This is a genomic window from Pseudomonas sp. R37(2017) (assembly GCF_002113375.1).
In the GTDB taxonomy this organism is placed as follows: Bacteria; Pseudomonadota; Gammaproteobacteria; order Pseudomonadales; family Pseudomonadaceae; genus Aquipseudomonas.
This window is the reverse complement of the sequence record NZ_NEHO01000014.1, coordinates 1-20,712: the sequence shown is the minus strand read 5'-3', so window position 1 is coordinate 20,712 and position 20,712 is coordinate 1. Positions and strand designations below refer to the sequence as shown.

The 20,712-nt window shown below is 63.1% G+C and carries 15 protein-coding genes and 1 pseudogene; 10 read left to right on the top strand and 6 right to left on the bottom strand.

Going from position 1 to position 20,712, the window contains the following annotated elements; all coding sequences use genetic code 11:
- The first annotated feature begins 18 nt into the window (after positions 1-18).
- Genes CAG47_RS20510 through CAG47_RS20500 form a run of 3 tightly spaced genes read left to right on the top strand, consistent with a single transcriptional unit; the run spans position 19 to position 4,567 of the window.
- The gene (locus CAG47_RS20510; protein ID WP_085726772.1) at positions 19-1,191 is read left to right on the top strand and encodes an efflux RND transporter periplasmic adaptor subunit; all 1,173 of its coding nucleotides are present in this window, start codon (positions 19-21) and stop codon (positions 1,189-1,191) included.
- Positions 1,192-3,165 (top strand): MacB family efflux pump subunit, encoded by a 1,974-nt coding sequence (locus CAG47_RS20505; protein WP_085726770.1) that lies wholly within the window; start codon positions 1,192-1,194, stop codon positions 3,163-3,165.
- Positions 3,166-3,172: 7 nt separating this feature from the next.
- Positions 3,173-4,567, top strand: coding sequence for an efflux transporter outer membrane subunit (locus CAG47_RS20500; protein ID WP_085726768.1), 1,395 nt, complete (start codon positions 3,173-3,175; stop codon positions 4,565-4,567).
- 114 nt (positions 4,568-4,681) lie between these two features.
- Here CAG47_RS20500 and CAG47_RS20495 read toward each other — a convergent pair whose 3' ends face one another.
- Positions 4,682-6,301, bottom strand: a complete 1,620-nt coding sequence (locus tag CAG47_RS20495; RefSeq protein WP_085726766.1) for a PvdJ/PvdD/PvdP-like protein — start codon at positions 6,299-6,301, stop codon at positions 4,682-4,684.
- A gap of 253 nt (positions 6,302-6,554) precedes the next feature.
- On the opposite strand from CAG47_RS20495, the gene pvdM reads away from it, so the two are divergent.
- From pvdM to CAG47_RS20470, 5 genes are all read left to right on the top strand, one after another.
- Complete coding sequence (gene pvdM / locus CAG47_RS20490) at positions 6,555-7,904, top strand: pyoverdine-tailoring dipeptidase-like protein PvdM (protein ID WP_085726764.1); 1,350 nt, start codon at positions 6,555-6,557, stop codon at positions 7,902-7,904.
- A 30-nt stretch (positions 7,905-7,934) separates the two neighbouring features.
- Entirely contained in the window at positions 7,935-9,209 is a 1,275-nt protein-coding gene (locus tag CAG47_RS20485) for an aminotransferase class V-fold PLP-dependent enzyme (RefSeq protein ID WP_085726762.1), read from the top strand.
- Between the two features lie 29 nt (positions 9,210-9,238).
- A complete protein-coding gene (locus CAG47_RS20480; RefSeq protein WP_085726760.1) occupies positions 9,239-10,126 on the top strand; it encodes a formylglycine-generating enzyme family protein in 888 nt (295 codons plus the stop codon).
- A gap of 205 nt (positions 10,127-10,331) precedes the next feature.
- The gene (locus CAG47_RS20475; protein WP_085726757.1) at positions 10,332-11,981 is read left to right on the top strand and encodes a cyclic peptide export ABC transporter; all 1,650 of its coding nucleotides are present in this window, start codon (positions 10,332-10,334) and stop codon (positions 11,979-11,981) included.
- A gap of 126 nt (positions 11,982-12,107) precedes the next feature.
- Entirely contained in the window at positions 12,108-14,522 is a 2,415-nt protein-coding gene (locus CAG47_RS20470) for a TonB-dependent siderophore receptor (RefSeq protein ID WP_085726755.1), read from the top strand.
- 137 nt (positions 14,523-14,659) lie between these two features.
- Here the strand turns inward: CAG47_RS20470 and CAG47_RS20465 are convergent, their stop codons facing one another.
- Positions 14,660-15,172 (bottom strand): PaaI family thioesterase, encoded by a 513-nt coding sequence (locus CAG47_RS20465; protein ID WP_085726753.1) that lies wholly within the window; start codon positions 15,170-15,172, stop codon positions 14,660-14,662.
- 78 nt (positions 15,173-15,250) lie between these two features.
- Positions 15,251-15,862 carry a TetR/AcrR family transcriptional regulator gene (locus tag CAG47_RS20460; protein WP_158091328.1) on the bottom strand — a complete coding sequence of 204 codons (612 nt, stop codon included), beginning with the start codon at positions 15,860-15,862 and terminating at the stop codon, positions 15,251-15,253.
- A gap of 168 nt (positions 15,863-16,030) precedes the next feature.
- Here CAG47_RS20460 and CAG47_RS20455 point away from each other — a divergent pair, with 168 nt between their 5' ends.
- A complete protein-coding gene (locus CAG47_RS20455; RefSeq protein WP_085726749.1) occupies positions 16,031-17,770 on the top strand; it encodes an FAD-dependent oxidoreductase in 1,740 nt (579 codons plus the stop codon).
- Between the two features lie 47 nt (positions 17,771-17,817).
- A complete protein-coding gene (locus CAG47_RS20450; protein ID WP_158091327.1) occupies positions 17,818-18,786 on the top strand; it encodes a zinc-binding dehydrogenase in 969 nt (322 codons plus the stop codon).
- Positions 18,787-18,837: 51 nt separating this feature from the next.
- On the opposite strand, the gene CAG47_RS20445 is transcribed toward CAG47_RS20450, so the two are convergent.
- From CAG47_RS20445 to CAG47_RS28835, 3 genes and pseudogenes are all read right to left on the bottom strand, one after another.
- A complete protein-coding gene (locus tag CAG47_RS20445; RefSeq protein WP_177409046.1) occupies positions 18,838-19,638 on the bottom strand; it encodes an SDR family oxidoreductase in 801 nt (266 codons plus the stop codon).
- An 8-nt stretch (positions 19,639-19,646) separates the two neighbouring features.
- On the bottom strand, positions 19,647-20,174 hold the full coding sequence (locus tag CAG47_RS20440) for a VOC family protein (RefSeq protein WP_085726744.1): 528 nt from the start codon (positions 20,172-20,174) through the stop codon (positions 19,647-19,649).
- A 325-nt stretch (positions 20,175-20,499) separates the two neighbouring features.
- Positions 20,500-20,712: pseudogene (locus tag CAG47_RS28835) on the bottom strand (hypothetical protein); the annotation flags it as partial.

The following is a 20,712-nucleotide window of genomic DNA, read 5'->3' as shown; positions in this document are numbered from 1 at the left end:
CCTTGGCCGGAACCCTGCATGAAACGTCCCCGACAGACCCGACGCGCCCTGTTCGCAGTACTTTGTCTGATCCCCGTGGTTGCCGTCGCCGCCTGGCAGTTCATCCCGCCGGGACGCGACCGGTTCACCACCGTCCAGGTCAGTCGCGCCGACATCGAAAGCAGCGTCACGGCATTGGGCACCCTGCAACCGCGGCGCTATGTCGACGTCGGCGCCCAGGCCTCCGGGCAGATCCACAAGATCCATGTGGAAGTCGGTGACGTGGTCAAGGAGGGCCAGTTGCTGGTGGAGATCGACCCGTCCACGCAACAGGCCAAACTCGATGCCGGGCGGTTCTCCATCGAAAACCTCAAGGCGCAGCTGCAGGAACAACGGGCGCAGTACGAACTGGCCCGGCAGAAATACCAGCGCCAACAGAACCTCGCCGCCGGCGGTGCCACCCGCGAAGAAGACGTGCAGACCGCCCACGCCGAATGGCGCGCGACCCAGGCGCGCATCGACATGTTCCAGGCTCAGATCCGCCAGGCCGAAGCCAGTCTGCGCAGCGATCAGGCGGAGCTCGGCTACACACGGATCTATGCCCCCATGGCCGGCACCGTGGTCGCGCTGGATGCCCGGGTCGGCCAGACCCTCAACGCCCAGCAGCAAACGCCGCTGATCCTGCGCATCGCCAAGCTGTCGCCCATGACCGTGTGGGCCGAGGTCTCGGAAGCCGACATCGGCCATGTCAAACCCGGCATGCACGCCTGGTTCACCACCCTGAGCGGCGGCACCCGACGCTGGACCAGCACCGTGCGGCAAATCCTCCCCGTCCCGCCCAAGCCGCTGGACCAGACCAGCCAGGGCGGCGGCAGCCCCGCCAGCACCAGCAAGAGCGGGAGTGCCCGCGTAGTGCTGTACACCGTGTTGCTGGACGTCGATAACGCCGACAACGCGCTGATGGCGGAAATGACCACCCAGGTGTTTTTCGTCGCCGACCAGGTGCAGAACGTGCTCACCGCGCCGCTCGCCGCCCTGCAGGCCGGTGCGCAGCCAGACCTGCAGACCGCGCAAGTGGTCGCCGGCAATGGCCGCATCGAACAGCGCAACGTGCGCACCGGCATCAGTGATCGCCTGCGGGTGCAGATCCTCGATGGCCTGCAAGAAGGCGATCACCTGTTGATCGGCCCGGTCGACGGGAGTGGCGGCTGAATGCAGACACCCCTGATCGACCTGGCGGACATCCGCAAAGCCTACGGCGGTGGCGACGCGCCTGAAGTTCACGTGTTGCGCGGCATCGACCTGTCGATCCATGCCGGTGAGTTCGTGGCGATTGTCGGCGCTTCCGGCTCCGGCAAATCGACGCTGATGAACATCCTCGGCTGCCTCGACCGACCGACCTCGGGCGAGTACCGCTTCGCCGGGGAAAATGTCGCCGCCCTGGACAGTGACGAGCTGGCCTGGCTGCGTCGCGAAGCCTTCGGGTTCGTGTTCCAGGGCTATCACCTGATTCCCTCCGGCTCGGCCCAGGAAAACGTCGAGATGCCGGCCATCTATGCCGGCACCCCGGCCGCCGAACGCCACGCCCGCGCCGCCGCCCTGCTCGACCGCCTGGGCCTGGCTTCGCGCACCGGCAACCGCCCGCATCAGCTCTCCGGCGGGCAACAGCAGCGGGTGTCGATTGCCCGCGCGCTGATGAATGGCGGCCACATCATTCTGGCCGACGAACCCACCGGCGCCCTCGACAGCCACAGTGGCGCCGAGGTCATGGCCTTGCTCGACGAACTGGCGAGCCAGGGCCACGTGGTGATCCTCATCACCCACGACCGCGAAGTGGCGGCCCGGGCCAAACGCATCATCGAGATCCGCGACGGCCTGATCATCAGCGACAGCGCCCGGGACAACCCCGCCGCGCAACACTCGGCCAACCCGGGTGCGCTACAGGCCGTCGACCTGCGCAAGCGCTTGAGCGAAGGGGCAGAAGCCAGCGGTGCCTGGAAAGGTGAACTGGTCGATGCCGTGCACGCGGCCTGGCGGGTGATGTGGATCAACAAGTTCCGTACCGCGCTGACCCTGCTCGGGATCATCATAGGCGTGGCCTCGGTGGTGGTGATGCTGGCCGTGGGCGAAGGCAGCAAGCGCCAGGTGATGGCGCAGATGGGGGCGTTCGGTTCCAACATCATTTACCTCAGCGGCTCGGCACCCAACCCGCGCACGCCGATGGGCATCGTCACCCTCGATGAAGTCGCGGCGATTGCCAGTCTGCCCCAGGTGATGCGGATCATGCCGGTCAACGGCCAGGAGGCCGGGGTGCGTTTCGGCAACCTCGATCACATGAGCTACGTCGGTGGCAACGACACCAACTTCCCGGCCATTTTCAACTGGCCGGTGGTCGAAGGCAGCTACTTCACCCACGCCGACGAACAAAACGCCGCGGCGGTCGCGGTGATCGGGCACAAGGTGCGGACCAGGCTGCTCAAGGACGTGGCCAACCCGATCGGCCAGTACATCCTGATCGAAAACGTACCCTTCCAGGTGGTCGGCGTGCTCGCGGAAAAAGGCGCCAGCTCCGGCGACTCCGACAGCGACGACCGCATCGCCATCCCCTACTCCGCCGCGAGCGTGCGCCTGTTCGGCACCCACAACCCGGAATACATCGCCATCGCCGCCGCGGACGCGCGCAAGGTCAAGGAAACCGAAAAAGCCATCGAGCAACTGATGCTGCGCCTGCACGACGGCAAGCACGATTTCGAACTGACCAACAACGCGGCGATGATCCAGGCCGAGGCACGCACGCAAAACACCCTGTCGCTGATGCTCGGCTCGATTGCCGCGATTTCGCTGCTGGTGGGCGGGATCGGGGTGATGAACATCATGCTCATGACCGTGCGCGAACGTACCCGCGAGATCGGTATCCGCATGGCCACCGGCGCCCGCCAGCGCGACATCCTGCGCCAGTTCCTCACCGAAGCGGTGATGCTGTCGGTGGTGGGCGGCCTCACCGGGATCGCCCTGGCGTTGATCGTCGGGGGCGTGCTGGTGTTCAGCGAAGTCGCCGTCGCCTTCTCCCTGATAGCGGTGCTCGGCGCCTTCGGCTGCGCCCTGGTCACCGGTGTCGTTTTCGGCTACATGCCGGCCCGCAAAGCTGCCCGACTCGACCCGGTCACGGCCCTTACCAGTGAATGATCTCGCCATGAAGCCGACACTCAGTGTGTTAACCCTGTGCCTGCTGCTCGGCGCCTGCGGCAGCCCGGCCCAGCGCCCCGACAGCGGCATGGCGCCACCGGCCACCTGGCAATCGCCACACACCGTCGGCGCCACCCATGACAACCGGCAGTGGTGGAATCGGTTCGGCAGCCCGCAACTGGGTCGCCTGATCGAACAGGCGCGGCTTGGCAGTTACGATCTGGCCGCAGCCATCGCGAGGGTGCGCCAGGCCCAGGCCGATACGGTGATTGCCGGCGGCTCGCAACTGCCGGAGGTCAAGGCAGCGGCCAACGCCAATCGCCAGAAGCTGCTGCGGGGCAATGGCTACAGTCAGCTCGACGCCGACAGCGATAACAACGCCGTCGACTACTTCAACGCGAACCTTACCGCCAGCTACGAAATCGACTTCTGGGGTGGCCAACGCGCCACTCGAGACAGCGCGCAATTCAACCTCGAAGCCAGTGAGTTCGATCAGGCCACCGTCGAACTGACGTTGCTCAGCGGCGTGGCCAACGGCTACGCGCAAGCCTTGTCGCTGCAAGAGCAGAGCCGCATCGCCGAGTTGAACCTGGCCAATGCCCAAAGCGTGTTGCAACTGGTGCAGACCCGTTTCGATTCGGGCTCGGCCACGGCCCTTGAACTGGCGCAGCAAAAAAGCCTGGTGGCCGCGCAGCAACGCCAGTTACCGCTGGTGCAGCAACAGGCCGAGGACGCGCGAATCAGCCTCGCCGCCCTGCTCGGCCGGCCGGTTCAGGCGCTGTCGCTGGGCCAGGAACGCTTCGATCAGTTGACCTGGCCCGCCATCGACGCCGGGGTGCCCAGCCAATTGCTCAGCCGCCGTCCGGACATTGCCCGGGCCGAGGCGCAACTGGCCGCCGCCCAGGCCGACGTCACCGTCGCCCGTGTCGCGATGTTGCCGACCGTGACGCTCACCGCCGAAATCGGCTCCGGTGCCGACCGGGCCGACGACATCCTGCGCAGCCCCTTCTACAACCTCACCGCCGGACTGCTCGCGCCGGTGTTCAACAACGGCCGCCTCGCCGCCCAGCGCGACAAGGCCACGGCGCGCCAGGAAGAACTGCTGCAGACCTATCGCGGCGCGATCGTCAACGGCTTCGCCGACGTCGAAAAAGCCCTCAACAGCATTCGCGGGCTGGATCAACAGCGCCGGTGGCAGAGTGAAGAGCTTAGCCAGGCGCAGACGGCCTTCAACATCGCGCAAAGCCGTTATCAGGCTGGGGCCGAGGACTTGCTGACCGTGCTGGAGACGCAACGCACGTTGTATGCGGCGCAGGATCTGAATGTGCAGCTGAGGTTATCGCGGATGCAGGCGAGTATTGCCCTGTACAAAGCGCTTGGGGGTGGGTGGCAGGTTTTGTAATCTTTGTCGCCACTGAGTACGCCTTCGCGAGCAGGCTCGCTCCCACAGAGGATCTTCAGCGACCCGGATCAACTGTGGGAGCGAGCCTGCTCGCGATTGAACGATAACGCGGTATCAAGCCTGGCTCTGTTTAGCCTTCAAATGCCGCGCATACCAAGGCCGCCGAGGTACCCTGCGGAACAAATCCTTCAACATCTTCTCGTCCTCGCCAAAGGTAATGCGCAGCGCCAGCTTCATGGTTTCCGGGTCCATTTCCACTGACTGACCCGCCTGCAACCCCGGCGTGGTGCTGCAACCGTGGGTGATCGGGCCGAGCCAGGGGTCATCGATCTCCACCCAGCGCCCCGGCGCAAACCATTGCACGCCGTTGACCTCAAGCCGACTGACCTGCCCCGGATGGAAGCGCTCGTGGGCGCGGAACCAGTCCTCCAGGCGATCATCGATCCAGCCATGGAAATGCCAGAACATCGGGTTCACATGGGAGGAAAACGGGTCGCCGAGGAAGTCGTTTTCCGCGGCGAACCAGCGGGCGGAAAAATCGGAAGGATCGCGGGCGAACGGCACCGGCTGACCGTTGGACGGATCGCGCGGCACCGAAGCCCAGCGCATGTGCAGCCAGTCGTGCAAGCCCAGCTCGATTTCCGAACCGAACTGGCCGAGGGTCAGCTTCGACAGGTAGCGCGGGTCGCGATACTGCGATTCCCAGACCTGGAAATTACTGTGATACGTCTCGCGGGTCTTGATGTCGCTGACCCATTGCGAGTACTCGTCATCGTCCTCGGCCAGCCAGGTCGGTGGCAGCGCCGTGCCGTCGTGGTTGTCGAAGTAACGCGCAAAACCGGGCCGGTCCCGCGCCAGTTCCGGCTGCGGCAACGGGAAGTGCGTCCAGGACGGCAAATCCTGCATCGACCGCGCCGTAGCGAGCATGTGCCGGTGCATGAAGAAAAAATCCACGCCCGAACCGTTGCGATCCTTGCGTGCTCCCCGGGCGTCGCGCTCCCGGTCCCGTGGACCGGGCTGCCAGCCGATACCGCGCAAGGCGTCGCGCTGATCGTCGGACAGCCTGTGCCATTTGTCCCGGGTGGCGTGCCAGAGCTGGTGAAACAATCGGTGCCGGGGCGAAACCAGCCAGGCCAGCAGGATCGGATTCAGACCGACACGTTCACGCGCTTCCGGGAACACCCGTTTGACGGCGATGAAACGATTGTCCTGGGCCGTCAGCATCAGCGGGCGATTCAGGTCCAGCACGCGCCCACTGAGACTGCCGCTGCCGGCGTTGCCAAAACCGGCCCAGACCTCATCCAGGGTCATGTCGAATTCGTAATCGCAACAACCGCTGGCGCCCAGCAAGCGCCAACTCAGCTGTTTCGGATTACCCCCGGACAGATCGCCGAGCACCCGGTAACGGGGCTCTTCGGTGGAGCGCAAACGCTCGGCGGTGTCGAGGAAACCGACGATACCGCGGCCTTTGTGGCCGATGTCGAGAAACAATTCCAGGCCTTCTCGCGGCAAGCCTTCGATACCGGCGTCACGACCTTCGAAACGAATCCGCCAGACCCCGCGCAAGGTATCGCCCAAGCGCTGACCGGCAACATCGGCCACGTCGAACGAAGCTTCGCCGGGGGTGATCGTCGGGTCCGCTTTGGTCAGTTCGCGATGCCCGTAATACACCGCTGGTACGGCGGCGCCGGTCAGCGCCAGGCCCGCGAGGAACCATCGTCGAGAAATCGTCATTGCCCTACCTGTGTCAGCCATGGAGCAGGCTTTATCCAAGCTGGAACGTTTGTTGCCCACATAAATTTAAAAGCTTCGCGAGCAGGCTCGCTCCCACAGTGGATCTTCTGTGTTCACACAATCTCTGTGGGAGCGAGCCTGCTCGCGAAGAGGCCGGCACAAACACCTAAATTATTGGATCAGCCACTCGTTCCCCCCCAGATAGCAAAGCCCCCGCGCCTGACCCTCGACGGCGAACCTGACTGAGACGGCAATGACAAAACCACGTTCGAAAAAGGCTCTTTTCATCGGCCTGCCGCTGGCCCTGGCAATCAGCGCTGGCGCAGGCTTCGCCGCCTGGGACCACGGGTTCAGGGACAATCCCGGTTACCCGGTCAAGGTGATGAAACAGGCCGATCAACTGCACGAGCGCATCCTCTCGTTCGACAGCCACATCACCGTGCCGATGGACTTCGGCACCGCCGGCAACGAAGTCGACAAGGACGGCGACGGCCAGTTCGACCTGGTCAAGAGCGGGCGCGGGCGCCTGTCCGGAGCGGCGCTGACGATCTTTGGCTGGCCGGAAATATGGAACGGCGCCAACGCGCCCCATCGCCCTACCGATGGGTTCATCGACGAGGCCCGCCTTGAGCAGGAAACCCGCTACAAGATCATCAGCGCGATGGTCCGCGACTTCCCCAACCAGGTGGCCATCGCCTACAGCGCCGACGACTTCCGTCGCCTGCACGGCGAAGGCAAGTTCGCGGTGTTCATCAGCATGCTCAACGCCTACCCGCTGGGCAATGACCTCAACGCCCTGGACAAGTGGGCCGCGCGCGGCATGCGCATGTTCGGCTTCAGCTACGTGGGCAACAACGCCTGGGCCGATTCGTCGCGACCCCTGCCATTTTTCAACGACTCGCGCGATGCCCTCGGCGGGCTGTCGGACATTGGCAAGCAGGCGGTGCATCGCCTCAACGACCTGGGCGTGATCATCGATGTGTCGCAGATGTCGACCAGGGCCCTGGAACAAGTCGCGCAACTGAGCCGCACGCCGATGGTCGCCTCACACTCGGCACCGCGAGCCCTGGTGGACATCCCGCGCAACCTCAGCGATGCGGAAATGCAACTGATCAAGAACAGCGGCGGCGTGGTACAGATCGTCGGCTTCCCGACCTACATCCGCCCGCTGAGCCAGGCCACCCTGGACAAGCTCAACGCCCTGCGCGCGCGCTTCGACCTGCAACCGCTGCAAGGCCTGGAGATGGCCCTGATGCCCGGCGACCCGGTGATCACCGTCTGGCCCGAGCAGCGTTTCGGCGAGTACGCCAGCCAGCTCTACTCGATCCTCGACGAAGAACCCAAGGCCAGCCTCAAGGATTACGGCGATGCGATCGATTACGCCGTGAAGAAAATCGGCATCGACCATGTCGGCATCAGTTCCGACTTCAACGACGGTGGCGGCCTCGACGGCTGGAAAGACGTCAGCGAGACCCGCAATGTGACCGCCGAACTGATCAGCCGTGGCTACAGCGAGGCCGACATCGCCAAGCTCTGGGGCGGCAACTTCCTGCGGGTCTGGGACCAGGTGCAGAAGTCTTCCCGGCCTGTGGTGCACAACTGATTTTTTCCTTCTGCCAAAGCGAACCGAACCATGACCAACCGTCGTTCATTCCTCAAGCAGGCCGGCATTCTGGCGGCCGGCATTCCCCTGGCCTCGGCCGTCGACCTGCCCGCACAGGCCGCAAGCCCGTTGCCCGGGGACAAATGGGACCGACTGCGCCAACTGTTCACCCAGGACCCGAACTACCTGCACTTCGCCAACTTCCTCGTGACCTCGCACCCGCGCCCGGTGCGTGAAGCCATCGAGATGCATCGCGCCAACCTCGATCGCAACCCCGGCCTGGCCATGGACTGGCATCGCGGCGAAACCGAACGCCGCGAAGAAGACGTGCGCGTGTGGGCTGGCCATTACCTGAAGGCCGAGCCGTCGCAGATCGCCCTGACCGGCAGCACCACTGAAGGGCTGGCGATGATCTACGCCGGCATCCATGTGCGCCCGGACCAGGAAATCCTCACCAGCGAACACGAGCACTACGCCGCCAACAGCGTGTTCGAATACCGCACCCAGAAAGACGGCACCCGGGTTCGCAAGATCAAACTGTTCGAAGACCCCTACAAGGTATCGACCGCCGAAGTGCTGGCCTCGATCGAGCGCAACATCCGCCCCGAAACACGCGTACTGGGCATGACCTGGGTGCATTCCGGCAGCGGCGTGAAATTGCCCATCGGTGAAATCGGCAAACTGGTGGAAGAGAAAAACCGTGGTCGCGCCGACAAGGACCGCATCCTCTACGTGATCGATGGCGTACACGGCTTTGGTGTGGAGAACGTCGATTTTCCGGACATGCACTGCGACTTCTTCATTGCCGGCACGCACAAATGGATGTTCGGCCCACGGGGCACCGGAATCATCTGCGCCCGTTCCGACGAACTCAAGGACGTCACCCCGACCATCCCGACCTTCTCCGAAGCGACTCAGTTTTCCACTGTGATGACCTATGGCGGCTACCACTCCTTCGAGCACCGCTGGGCGCTGACCGAAGCCTTCAAATTGCACCTGGACCTGGGCAAGGCCGAGGTCGCGGCGCGCATCCACGAGATCAACAGCTACCTGAAGAAGCGTTTGCAGGAGCACCCGTCGGTGGAGCTGGTCACACCGCTGTCGCCGGAACATTCCGCCGGCTTCACCTTCTTCCGCATCAAGAACCGGGACTGCGAAGAGGTTGCCAATTACCTGATGGACCGGCGCGTGGTGTGCGATGCCGTGGACCGTGATGTCGGACCGATCATTCGTGTTTCACCGGGGCTGCTCAATACCCGGGCGCACATCGACCAGTTGATGGAACTGATGGCCAGCAGACTCTGAACCGCCGATTCCCGTTAGCGAGAACCCTTATGAAAAGCACCCTGTACAGGCAGCACCTCAAGCGTTGGGGCGCCGTGACGCTGCTGGCATTGCTGGGCAGTATCGTACCGAGCCTCGCCCAGGCGAACACGGCACCGTTGCCCGGCAAGGTCTTCAAGGATTGCCGCCATTGCCCGGAAATGGTGGTGCTGCCCGCCGGCACCTTCACCATGGGCACCCCGCAAGACGAAGTCGGCCGCGAGCCCGATGAAGGCCCGATGCATGAGGTGACATTCGACAAACCGTTCGCCATGAGCCGTTACCAGATCACTGCCGGGGAATGGAACCAATACATGCAGGAAACCGGGATCACCCTGCCCGATGGCGACACCCGCCCCGGCCGGGCATGCACCAACGGCAAACCGAGTTACCCCCAGGGTCCGCGTCAGCCGGCGGTATGCATGAACTTTGCCGAAGTCAGCGCCTACGTCGCCTGGCTGTCGCTGAAAACCGGCCAGCACTACCACATCGTCAGCGAAGCCCAGCGCGAGTACGCCGCCCGTGCCGGGTCAACGGGCCCCTTCCCCTTCCCGTTCGACCCCGGCACCGAATACAGCATCGCCACCCACGCCAACACCTACGGCCCCACCGATGGCTACAGCTACAGCTCGCCGGTCGGCAGCTACCCGCCCAACGCCTTCGGTATGTACGACATGCATGGCAATGTCTACGAATGGATCGCCGACTGCTACCACCCGGACTATGCCGGCGCCCCCAGCGATGGAAGCGCCTGGACCGAACCCAATTGCGACACCTTGCGCATCCGTGGCAACGACTGGGGCGAAGCACCGGTGTTTTCCCGCTCGGGCAACCGCAATGACATCGACCCGCAAACCCGTGGCGACTGGATCGGGTTCCGTGTCGTGCGCACCCTCTAACCCCTCCTCCCCCTGTGGGAGCGGCGGTGCGGCGATCCGACTTGCCCGCGAAGGCGGACTATCAGCCGATGAAGATGTCGACTGATAGTCCGCCTTCGCGAGCATGCTCGCTCCTACAGGTTCTGTGTCGCCCACCTTTTAAATTACGCCCTCCACCACACGTTCTACTGGGTATCTGCCTCGAGACCCAAGGAACCTTCCGCCCATGACCCAGCCAACGCGCGGCGCCATTCATGAATTGTTCAGCCTCCTGAAACCGTTCCGGCTCGTCGTCAGTCTGTCGATTCTCCTGGGCATGGTGGGCGGCCTCAGCGTGACGGTGCTGCTGGCCACCATCAACAACGCGCTGCATTCGCCGGACGGCCTGACCCAGGGCGTGGTCGCACTGTTCGGCGGCCTGTGCCTGCTGGCGCTGGGCAGTTCGATCTGCTCGGACATCGGCACCAACTACGTCGGCCAGCACATCATTGCCAAACTGCGCAAAACGCTTGGGGAAAAAGTACTCTCGGCGCCCATCGAGCAGATCGAGCGCTACCGCAGCCACCGCCTGATTCCGGTGCTGACCCACGACGTCGACACTATCAGCGACTTCGCCTTCGCCTTCGCGCCGCTGGCCATTTCCCTGACCGTGACCCTCGGCTGCATGGGTTACCTGGCGATGTTGTCGTGGCCGATGTTCCTGATGATGGTGCTGGCGATTGCCATCGGCACCGGCATCCAGTTCTACGCGCAGGGCAAGGGCATCCAGGGTTTCATGGCCGCCCGCGACGCCGAAGATGATTTGCAAAAGCACTACAACGCCATTGCCGGCGGCGCCAAGGAACTGCGTATCCACCGCCCGCGCCGCCAGCGCATGTTCGTCAAGGGCATCCAGGGCACCGCCGATTTCATCTGTAACACCCAGGTGCGCTCGATCAACACCTTCGTGATCGCCAAGACCCTGGGCTCGATGCTGTTTTTCGTGGTCATTGGCCTGGCGCTGGCCCTGCAATCGTTCTGGCCCAGCGCCGACAAAGCGGTGATGAGCGGTTTCGTGCTGGTGTTGCTGTACATGAAAGGCCCGATCGAGCATCTGGTCGGCACTTTGCCGATCGTCAGTCGCGCGCGCATTGCCTTTCGCCGCATCGCCGAGCTGTCGAGCCAGTTCTCCTCGCCAGAACCGCATCTATTGCTCAACGACCAAGGCCCCCAGCCGACCGAGATCAACCGCCTGCAACTGGACAACGTCAGCTACGCCTTCCCGGCCGCACCGGGCAGCGAGGCGTTTCGCCTGGGGCCGGTGAACCTGACCATCGAGCCAGGCGACATCATTTTCATCGTCGGCGAAAACGGCTGCGGCAAGACCACGCTGATCAAATTGCTGCTGGGCCTCTACGCGCCGCAACAGGGTTCGATCCTGCTCAACGACCAGGAAATCGATGCACACAATCGCGATGACTATCGCCAATTGTTCACCACGATCTTTGCCGACTACTACCTGTTCGATGACGTGGTGCAGGGCGACCGGCACATTCCCGAAGACGCTAATGCCTACCTGCAACGCCTGGAAATTGCCCACAAGGTCAGCGTCAGGGACGGCAGCTTCACCACCACCGACCTGTCCACCGGCCAGCGCAAGCGCCTGGCGCTGGTCAATGCCTGGCTGGAAGAGCGCCCGGTGCTGGTGTTCGACGAGTGGGCCGCCGACCAGGACCCGACCTTCCGCCGCATTTTCTATACCGAGCTGCTGCCGGACCTCAAGCGCCTGGGCAAAACCATCATCGTCATCTCCCACGACGACCGCTATTTCGACATGGCCGATCAACTGGTGCGCCTGGAATCGGGTCGGGTCGTCACCGAGCGCGCCACCGCCTGACGCCGTTGGCTATGCGCAGGTTGTTGTTTTTTGAAGTTTGTTTTCCGGTTTAGCCAAAGTGGTACGTCTAATAATAATTATCATTAACTAAAAAACTGCACACACCATTCTGGAGCGATTCGAGCAATGCAAAGCCTTACTCTGTCCCGCGCACCTTTGGCATTGGCCATCGAACGGCAAAAGAAATTCCGTACGATGGTGCCGGGTGTGCTGCTGCCCCTGTTGCTGCTGGGGACCTCCCAGGTCGAGGCAGCCCCGGTGAGCGTCGATGTGCCGGCCCAATCGCTGGCCAGTGCATTGCGCCAACTGGGCCAGCAGACCAACCTGCAGATTCTCTATAGCCAGGACATGGTCAACGGCATCAAGTCCACGGCGGTGTCCGGCAGCATGGAACCGGAACAGGCACTGAAAACCTTGCTGCTGGGGAGCGGCATCAATTTTCAGTTGAATGGCAACACCGTATCGCTGGTGCCAGCGGTCGGTGACTCCAGTGCATTGCAGCTGGGTGCGACGTCCATCACCGGCGTGGCGCTGGGACCGACCACCGAAGGTACGCACTCCTACACCAGCGATGAAGTGACCATCGGCAAAGGCAACATCAAGCTCAAGGACATCCCGCAGTCGGTGTCCGTCGTCACGCGCCAGCGCATGGACGACCAGAACCTGAACAGCCTGCAGGACGCCATGCGTCAGGTCACCGGCGTGACCATCAAGAGCTACAACACCGGCTCCAGCCTCAACGACATCTACATGCGCGGCTTCCTCGTCGACCAGGTGCAGGTCGACGGCGTTTCGCAACCCACCGGCCAGGGCGACATGGCCACCAGTTTCGACCTGGCGATGTACGACCGCATCGAAGTGCTGCGCGGCCCGTCCGGCCTGTACCAGGGCGCTGGCGAACCCGGCGGTACGATCAACGTGGTACGCAAGCGCGCCCTGGGCCAGTTCGCCCTCGGCGGTGAACTGGCCGGAGGCTCCTACGATCACTACCGTTCCTCGGTGGACGTGACCGGCCCGTTGAACGACCAGGGCACCGTGCGCGGTCGCCTCATCACGGCCTACGAGAACAACAAGTCCTTCGTCGACTACGCGCAGAACGAACGCCCGATGATCTACGGTCGCCTGGAATTCGACCTCGGCCCGTCCACCACATTGTCGGTGGGCGGCGCCTACCAGAAGAACAACTCCACCCCGGCGTTCGGCTTGCCGGCCTATGCCGACGGCACGTTGCTGGACGTTCCGCGCTCGACCAACGTCGACGCCAAGTGGAACACCCTGAACGAAATAGTCTGGGAGTCCTTTGCCGAAGTTGATCACGCGCTGGACAATGGCGGTCAGTTCAAGACCACCGTGACCTACCGCGACGCCGAAACCCCGGAGCGCAACTTCACCTGGGCCGACGGCGCTGTCGACCCGGTCACCGGTGACAGCTGGGCCGTGGCGTACGACTACTACACCCACATCAAGACCCTGGGTGTCGACAGCTTCGTCACCACGCCTTTCGAGTTCGCCGATCGTCGCCACGAGTTCACCCTGGGTGCCGAGTACCAGCACCTGGACAAGGACTTCACCTATGGCGGTGGCGAGTACTTTCCGATCAACGTGTTTGATCCGGACAACAACATTCCCCGCAACGACTATGCGCACGTCAACGGCAACTGGTCCAAGTCAGACCAGTACGGTATCTACAGCCGTGCCAAGCTCAACGTCACCGACTGGCTCGACGTCCTCGGCGGCAGTCGTGTGACCTGGTACGAAAGCGACGCGAAGAACGCCAACGCCTTCTTCAACAACTTCGGCGAAGCCCACACCAGCATCAACCACAAGGTCGTGCCATACGGCGCGCTCATCGGCAAGATCACACCGGAACTGTCGACCTACTTCAGCTACACCGGCGTGTTCAAGCCGCAGAGCGAAATCGGCACGGACGGCGAGCCGGTCGGCCCGCGCAAAGGCAAACAGTACGAAATCGGTCTCAAGCGCGAATTCTACGATGGCCGCCTGAACGCCAGCATCGCCGCCTTCCGTATCTACGACGAAAACCGCGCCGAGTACGACAACACCTCCGGCGCCTACATGACCGAAGGGCGGGCACGCAGCGAGGGTTGGGAAACCGAGTTGAGCGGAAACCTGACGGACAACTGGAGCATCGTCACCGGCTACGCCTACACCTCCACCAAGTTCCTGGACGGCGATGAAGCCAACAAAGGCAAGACCTTCAGCACCATCACGCCCAAGCACAACTACAACCTGTGGACCAAATACGAATTCACCGACGGTCCGCTCAAGGACTTCAGCGTCGCCGGCGGCGTGCGTGCGGTCAGCGAAACTTATTACCAGCGTGACGTGAAGTTCCGACAAGGCGGCTATGCCGTCACCACGGCGCAGGTCGGCTACAAGTTCAACGACCACCTGTCGTCGACCCTGACCGCCAACAACCTGTTCGACCGCAAGTACTACGAGCGCGTCGATGCCGCCTGGGGCACCAACTTCTACGGCGACCCACGCACCGTGACCCTGAGCCTGCGTGCGCAGTACTGATTGCCGAGTGCTTCATCCGCAAAAAACCGGGCCACCTGTAGGAGCGAGCATGCTCGCGATGGACGCAATAACGCCGCGGGGTATCAGACTTCCAGCGTTATCGTTAACGTTCATCGCGAGCATGCTCGCTCCTACAGTTACAATGGTACGGTTTTGCTTTCTGCTTGCGCGGCAGCCCTGAGCTGCTCGGTATCGACGCGGACAAACGTGGAGTCCCCGACAGCGGTCAGGACATCCCCGGCGAAAACCTCACAGATGACCCGACTCTTGCGCCCGACCTCGCCCTCGACTTTTGCCCGCAACGTCAGGCGCACCCCCATCGGGGTAGGCTTGATGAACTTGATGCCCAGGTTACCGGTGACGCAGGTGATGTGGGGCAAGCTGCCCGCTTCGCGCTGTTCAGCCCGGTAGTGATAAGCCATCGCGGCCCAGTTGGAGTGGCAATCGACCAGCATCGCGATCAAACCGCCGTAGACCAGATCCGGCCAGCCGCAATACTTGTCATCCGGCATATGCTCGGCCATGACATGCACCCCGTCGTCATGCCAGAAGCTCTTGATGTGCAGCCCGTGGGGATTCTGGCTGCCGCAGCCATAACAAACGCCTTCAGGCGCGGCGATGTCTTGAAGCGAAACGTCCTGCATGGTCATAACCTGTTCATCCTGATAACGAGTGGCACATCGTGGTTCAAAGCGCACCGGCTCACCCCGGCCCGCCCCCTGCCTCTTTTACTCAAGCGTTTCCCGGCCAACAAGCGTCGGCTGAAGAATCGCCAGTTGCTGGCGAATCGCTTGATCGTCAGCCGGCACGAGGCAGTACGCAAGCCCGATCCGGCTGATCAACGCAATGATGTTCTCCAGCGGCGCGACAGATCCGCTGTGGCGCTCGACATGGCGACGATAGGGTTCATCCAGCACGTCACGCCACATCGGTGCGATGTTTTCGAGGATGTAGGTGAACACTTCCAGGGTTGAGTTCTTCGTCAGGTAGCTATGGTGGAAGCCGCCGTTATGCCGGTCCAGGTAGCGTACGGAGAAACACACGCACTCTATGAGATAGGCCTCGAAGTCATCCTCGAACTCATTCAGGGAGCGTTGCATTTCCTCGAAAAAGGCAGCGTTCTCTGCATTGACGACAGCCTGAATCAGCTCCTTCTTGGAACCGTAATACCGGTACAGGGTGCGGCGCGAGATGTTGGCACCGCGGGCCACGTCATCGATCGAAAAACCCTCGGCGCCCTCGGCGATCATCGCATCGAGGGCGGCGCGCAGGATCAGCGAGCGGCCATCGCTGGCGTTTTCCATTCTGCTGGCATCACCCCAGCGCAGTTGTCGACTCATTTGCACCTTCACGCGCTCGTGGGGGCGGGCATTCGTGCCCGGCCCTTGGGAAAAGCATTCGCGCCCGATTTTCACATGGCATGGCACAAAAATCCATTTCGTGCCAATCTCTGACACACATATGCAAATATGTGACATAGAGCCAGCTATTTAACGGGAAGCGTAGCCATGACCAGAAGTCAGCAGGACTCAAACCGGGACGATGAGTTTGATGTGGTGATTGTCGGTTCGGGCGCCGGCGCCTTGACCGCAGCGCTGCGAGCGCACGACAACGGCTTGTCGGTGCTCGCGATTGAAAAGAGCGATGTCTATGGCGGCACCACGGCGGTATCCGGGGGCGGGATCTGGATTCCCTGCAACGACCAGATCGCCGCACTGGGGGGCAGCGATTCATACGACGAAGCGATCAGCTATTTGCGCGAGGTGGTCGGCGAGGATTTCGATCAGCAGCGCATCGACGCCTATCTCGACAATGGCCCGAAAATGGTCGAGTACCTGGCGCGCCAGGCGCGCACACAATTCCGCGCAGTGCCGCGCTACCCCGACTACTACCCGGACCGCAAGGGCGGCAAGCCCGGCTACCGCACCATGGAGCCGGCCCCGTTCGACGCGGCACGCCTGGGTGAACACTTCGAGCGGTTGCGGCCGGCCTCGCCGGCGACCCTGATTGGCGGACGTATCGCCATGACCCAGGTCGAGGCCCACACCATCCTTGCCAAGGAGCGCGGCTGGCTGCGGCTGACCGCTGGGCTGGCGTTGCGTTACCTGAGTGATTTTCGCTGGCGTCGCCGCAGCCGACGAGATCGCCGCCTGACGCTTGGCAACGCCCTGGTGGCCAGTCTGCGCGCCGCATTGGCCGAGCGTGGCATTCCCTTGTGGCTGCAAACCTCGATGCAGTCATTGCAACTGGATGAAGGCCGGGTGGTCGGCCTCGAAGTGCTGCGCGAGGGGCGCACTCAACGCCTGCGGGCGCGGCACGGCGTGGTGCTTGCCTGCGGTGGTTTCGAATCGAACCAGGCGATGCGCGAACTGTATCTGCCCCAGCCCACCCAGGCCCAATGGACGGCGGCGCCGCCGATAAACCATGGCGACGGCATTCGCGCCGGGCTGGAGGCCGGCGGTGCGGTGGCGCTGATGGAACACACCTGGGGCGCTCCGACAGTACGAGTGCCAGGCGAGTCGAGCCAGCGCGCCCTGTTCGTCGAACGCGCGGCGCCCCGTTGCGTGATGGTCAATCGACTGGGGCAACGCTTCGTCAACGAAGCCGCGCCCTACACGGACATCATCTATGCGATGTATGCCGACCATCAGCGCACCCAGGCCAATGCACCGGCCTGGCTGATATTCGATGCCGAATACCGCAAGCGCTATCCCTGTGGCGTATTGCTGCCGGGCAGCGTGCAGCCGGACAGCAAGATCCCCGCCGGCTGGCTCGACAACGTGATCTACCGCGCCGGCACACCGGCCGAGCTGGCGACGAAGATCGGCGTCGACGCAGCGGGGCTTGAAGCCACCCTCGCGCAGATGAACCAATACGCCGCCGCTGGCGTCGATCCGCAGTTCGGCAAGGGCGGCAACCTGTTCGACCGCTACTACGGCGATACCACCTGCAAACCCAACCCCTGCCTTGGCCCGATCGATCGCGCCCCCTTCTATGCCTTGCGCATCGACCCGGGCGAACTGGGCACCAAGGGCGGGCTGCGCACCGACGCCTGCGCGCGCGTACTGCGCCCGGACGGCTCGGCCATTGCCGGCTGCTATGCGGTGGGCAACACCTCGGCGGCGCTGATGGGCAAGACCTATCCCGGCCCCGGCTCGACCATTGGCCCGGCGATGACCTTCGCCTTCATCGCCGCCGATCACATCGCCGCCCAATCGGCATCATCGACCGACAGGACTGCCCAATGACCCATGTGATGAAACAGGTACGACTCCACGGCCCTCGAGACCTACGGGTGGACGAAGTCCCTTTGCCGTCCCTGGATGAGACGGATGTGCTGGTCGAAGTTGCCGCGTGCGGTGTTTGCGGGAGCGACCTGGGCTTCTATGAGAGCGGGGGCATTCGCCGCGATGGCGCACCGATGCCATTGGGGCATGAGTTCTCCGGAGTGATCCGCGAGGTGGGCACGGCGGTCGTTCACTATCGACCGGGCATGCGGGTCGTGGTCAATCCCATGGCCAACGGCGCGATGATCGGCGTGGGCAGCGATGAGGGAGCACTGGCGAAGCTGGTCCGGGTGCGCAATGTCAACAGCGACCCGATCCTGCATGAACTGCCGGCGAACCTTTGCGTGGAAGTGGCCGCACTCGTCGAACCGCTGGCAGTGGCCTTGCACGCGGTCAATCGCTCACGGGTGACGGCCGCCGAGTCCGTCCTGGTCCTTGGCGCCGGGGCCATTGGCCTGGGCATCGTCGCGTGCCTGAAGGCCCGGGGCATCCGGCAGATTGCCGTGGCTGACCTGTCCGGTCGGCGCCTGGAGATCGCTGCCGGTCTCGGGGCGAACCTGACGCTCGACCCGACGCGAGACAACCTGTGGAGCGAACTCGCCCGTGCACATGGCAGCGTGCCGACTTTCCTGGGGACACAAGCACCCGCGACCCAGGTGATCTTTGAGTGTTCAGGGGTGAGCAGCGTGCTGCACGACGCCATCGCCAGGGCCCGCGATGCCGCCCGCATCACGGTGGCGAGTGTCTACAAGCAAGCGCAGGCTTTCGACTTCTCGATCCTGCAGGTCAAGGAACTCGAACTGATCGGCACCCTGTGTTATCCGACGGAGTTCGCCCAGGCACTGGAGTTGCTGGCATCCGGCGCATTCGATGCGCAATCGATGATCAGCCACCGCTTCTCGCTCGACAGCGTCGCGCAGGCCTACAAAACGGCGGCCGACCCACAACAGTCGGCCAAAGTCATCATCAAGCCCTGAACCGTCGCACGGCCGGTATCGCCGGCCGTGCCCGGGTTTGGCACCGGCTTGTCAGAGGTGTTGTTCGGGGGTCGTCGTTGCCGCCGTATGGATCTCGCCAATGGACGGGTTGCGCCGCAGCGTCTGGCCGCCGCTGACATGAATGACCTGACCGGTCACGAAGCTGGACTCTTCGCTGGCCAGCCACAGCGCCGCATCGGCCACTTCGGCGGACACGCCGCTGCGCCCCAGCGGGATTTCACGGTGATAAAGGGCAGCGATGGACGGGTGCAGCAGCCCGCCACCCGACATCGGCGCATCGGCAACGCCACCGGGGGCAATGGAGTTGGCCCGGATACCCTGATGACCGAATTCGTGGGCGATGCAGCGGATGACGTGGTCGATACCGGCCTTGGTCCCCATGTACGCGGCGTGATCGTCGAACATGATGCTGGCCGTGACCGACGAAATCTGGATGATCGATCCCCCCGCCGGCATGTGGCGCAACAGCGCCTGAAAGTACTGGAACGGGCCGGTGAATTGCACCGCGTTCATTTTTTCCAGGTCTTCGCGGCTGTGTTCAAGGAACGGCTTCAAGAGCCCCCAGCCCGTGGCATTGACGCCGATGTCGAGGCCGTCAAGGCACTGCCTGCTCTGCGCCACCAGATCCTCGACCTCGGCCTGCGAGGTGATATCGCACGCCAGCCAGGGCACCCCGAGCGCATGCGCAACCGCCGCCACCGCATCGGCGCGACGCCCTGCAACCAGCACCCGCGCGCCCTGTTCGACATAGCGTCGGGCCACGGCTTCGCCGATGTTGCCGGGTGCCACGCCCAGCACCAATGCCGCTTTACCTTCAAGTCGTTTTGACATGCTGCCCCTCACGCCCCCACGTCGATAATGTGCACCGCATCCGAACCATCCCAGTGCCTGGCGGCCGCAATACCCTGCTGGATCAACTCGCGCATCCCGGTCCCATGGATGATTTCGTAAAGCACGCCAGGCTCCGATGCGTTTTCCAGATAGGCCACGCGGGTCGTCGGGTTGCTGGCTTCGAAAACCGTCTGCAAACCGGTCGCAGTCAGGTGCGCCAGCGTCTGGTCGAAGTCATCGACCACCCAGGCCACATGATGCATGCCGCGAATAGGCTGGCCTTGAACATCTCGATAAGGCGACTTGGCATCGTTGGTCACCTGGATCAGTTCGATCTGGAGATCCCCTTGGTAGGCAAGCCCGACATCGATCGCGACCCTGACCGGCTCACCTCGATACGTGCCTTCGAGGCTGACGTTGCGAAAGAGCGTCCAGGGCCCGACACCGAGATGCTGTCGCCAGCGCTCCATGCTCTGTTCCAGGCTCTCGACCAGATACCCGATCTGACTGATCGGACCAAGCAATGCACTGCTCATGACGCCTCCTTGGGAGTGATGTCATTGGGTAAAGGCCACTGACCAAGACTCAGCCCGGGTGCGGGTTCTGTGACGCCAGTGACGGTTAATGGCACAAAAACAAAATTATGCGCCACACATAATGGCACGTATTTTATTTTTTGTGTCATTGCGCTTGGGGTTTTGGTTGTGCCAGTGCGTCAGCGCCGCGTTAACGACCATCGCGAGCAGGGGGGAACGCCAAGTAAACCTGTAGGAGCGAGCACGCTCGCGATGAGGGCGGTACATCGAACATCCACGTCGCCTGACACACCGCCATCGCGAGCTTGCTCGCTCCTACAGGAGATCACGGCCAGGCAAAAATCCCGGGAACGCCATATATACCTGTAGGAGCGAGCATGCTCGCGATCAGGCCGGCACATCCAACATCCACGTCGCCTGACACACCGCCATCGCGAGCTGTTCTGGTCAAGTTTTTCCGGACACCGATTACGGTGATCAAGCCGCCTGCTGCTCCATGGCTATTGGCGACAGGTAGTTGTTGTAGCTGTGGAGCCTG